General features: G+C 55.1%; 1 tRNA gene and 2 rRNA genes (1 of these 3 only partly in view). All 3 read left to right on the top strand.

The features are described 5' to 3' along the window. Positions 1-1,612, top strand: a 23S ribosomal RNA gene (locus EB231_RS08750) (it extends 1,186 nt beyond the left edge of the window). Between the two features lie 198 nt (positions 1,613-1,810). Further along, positions 1,811-1,925: ribosomal RNA gene (gene rrf / locus EB231_RS08755) — 5S ribosomal RNA — on the top strand. Between the two features lie 297 nt (positions 1,926-2,222). Continuing rightward, positions 2,223-2,299 (top strand) — tRNA-Met (locus tag EB231_RS08760). The last annotated feature ends 201 nt before the right edge of the window (positions 2,300-2,500 follow it).

Here is a 2,500-nt window from a genome sequence, read left to right on the forward strand (position 1 = left end):
AAGCCATACACCGAAGCTTAGGGTTCGTAGCAATACGAGCGGTAGCGGAGCGTTCTGTAAGCTGATGAAGCCATACCCGTGAGGGGTGGTGGAGGTATCAGAAGTGCGAATGCTGACATGAGTAACGTAAGGGGAGTGAGAGACTCCCCCGCCGAAAGACCAAGGGTTCCTGCTTAAAGCTAATCTGAGCAGGGTTAGCCGGCCCCTAAGACGAGGCGGAAACGCGTAGTCGATGGGAACCACGTTAATATTCGTGGGCTTGGAGGTAGTGACGGATCATTGAGGTAGTCCAATCTTATCGGATTGAACGGGCTGCTGCGTGGTTCCAGGAAATAGCTCCTCCTTATAAACCGTACCCGAAACCGACACTGGTGGTCTGGTAGAGTATACCAAGGCGCTTGAGAGAACTATGCTGAAGGAACTCGGCAAATTGCACGCGTAACTTCGGAAGAAGCGTGACCCTTTTCTGCGCAAGCAGAGGAGGGTGGCACAGACCAGGGGGTAGCGACTGTTTATCAAAAACACAGGGCTCTGCGAAGCCGCAAGGCGACGTATAGGGTCTGACGCCTGCCCGGTGCTGGAAGGTTAAGAGGAGGGGTGCAAGCTCTGAATCGAAGCCCCAGTAAACGGCGGCCGTAACTATAACGGTCCTAAGGTAGCGAAATTCCTTGTCGGGTAAGTTCCGACCTGCACGAATGGCGTAACGACTTCCCCGCTGTCTCCAGCATAGACTCAGTGAAATTGAATTCCCCGTGAAGATGCGGGGTTCCTGCGGTTAGACGGAAAGACCCCGTGCACCTTTACTATAGCTTTACATTGGCATTCGTAGTGGCATGTGTAGGATAGGTGGTAGGCTTTGAAACCTGGGCGCCAGCTCAGGTGGAGCCACCCTTGAAATACCACCCTTATTACTATGGATGTCTAACCGCGGCCCGTTATCCGGGTCCGGGACAATGTATGGTGGGTAGTTTGACTGGGGCGGTCGCCTCCTAAAGAGTAACGGAGGCGCGCGATGGTGGGCTCAGAACGGTCGGAAATCGTTCGCTGAGTGCAATGGCATAAGCCTGCCTGACTGCGAGACTGACAAGTCGAGCAGAGACGAAAGTCGGTCATAGTGATCCGGTGGTCCCGCGTGGAAGGGCCATCGCTCAACGGATAAAAGGTACGCCGGGGATAACAGGCTGATGACCCCCAAGAGTCCATATCGACGGGGTTGTTTGGCACCTCGATGTCGACTCATCGCATCCTGGGGCTGGAGCAGGTCCCAAGGGTATGGCTGTTCGCCATTTAAAGCGGTACGTGAGTTGGGTTCAGAACGTCGTGAGACAGTTCGGTCCCTATCTGCCGTGGGTGTAGGAATATTGAAAGGATCTGTCCCTAGTACGAGAGGACCGGGATGGACGGATCTCTGGTGGACCTGTTGTGGCGCCAGCCGCATAGCAGGGTAGCTATATCCGGACGGGATAACCGCTGAAGGCATCTAAGCGGGAAACCCACCTTAAAACGAGTATTCCCTGAGAACCGTGGAAGACGACCACGTTGATAGGCCGGGTGTGGAAGAGCGGCAACGCTTGAAGCTTACCGGTACTAATAGTTCGATCGGCTTGATCGTTCTCATTCCTTATGCTCATCGTGAAATACGATGGTCTTACCAGCGCTCACGCATGAGCGGCCCTTACGGGCCTATGCTCCGCGAGGGCGCCGGAAAACCGGCGGCGCGCAGTCGCGCTTGCGGGCTTTGCCCGTTAGCAAAACGCAAACGTCGCCTTGGCACAGAAAACAGCTTCTCGAACAACGTGCGTTTTGCCGACCTGGTGGTTATGGCGGAGCGGCTGCACCCGATCCCATTCCGAACTCGGCCGTGAAACGCTCCAGCGCTGATGGTACTTCGTCTCAAGACGCGGGAGAGTAGGTCGCTGCCAGGTCTGCTAAATGCACGTTTTATGTGTCACATCGTACCTTCCAGAAATCGAAGCCGATTTTTTGGTCGATGTGATGAAATCTTCTCTCTACGAACAAGGCCCGCCAACGGGAAACACGGGCCGCGTAAGCGGCCCTTTCATTTGGTGAGCCATCTACCTATTTGTAGGCCATCCTATTCGTGGGTGTGCGCTTACGTCCAAAGCAAGAAAACGCTTGCTTAGATCAGCAAGCAAACGCTTGCTTAGTTCGGCAAGAAAATGCTTGCCTAGATCAGCAAGCAAACGCTTGCTGAGGGTTGACGCGGGGTGGAGCAGCCCGGTAGCTCGTCAGGCTCATAACCTGAAGGTCACAGGTTCAAATCCTGTCCCCGCAACCAAATACAAAAGAGCCCGCCTTGTGCGGGCTCTTTTGTATTTTGCTGTCACGGCCGGCCGATTTGAACCTGTCATCTGGGCCCCGCAAGGAGGCAAAGCCGACGCCGAGGACAGAAAACTCAAATCCTGTCCCCAAAACCAACATCACAAACGGCCCGCCCGGCATCCCGCCGGCGGGCCGTTCGCGTTTTTGGCTGTCACGG

It is taken from the genome of Mesorhizobium sp. NZP2298, from assembly GCF_013170825.1.
Lineage (GTDB): Bacteria > Pseudomonadota > Alphaproteobacteria > Rhizobiales > Rhizobiaceae > Mesorhizobium.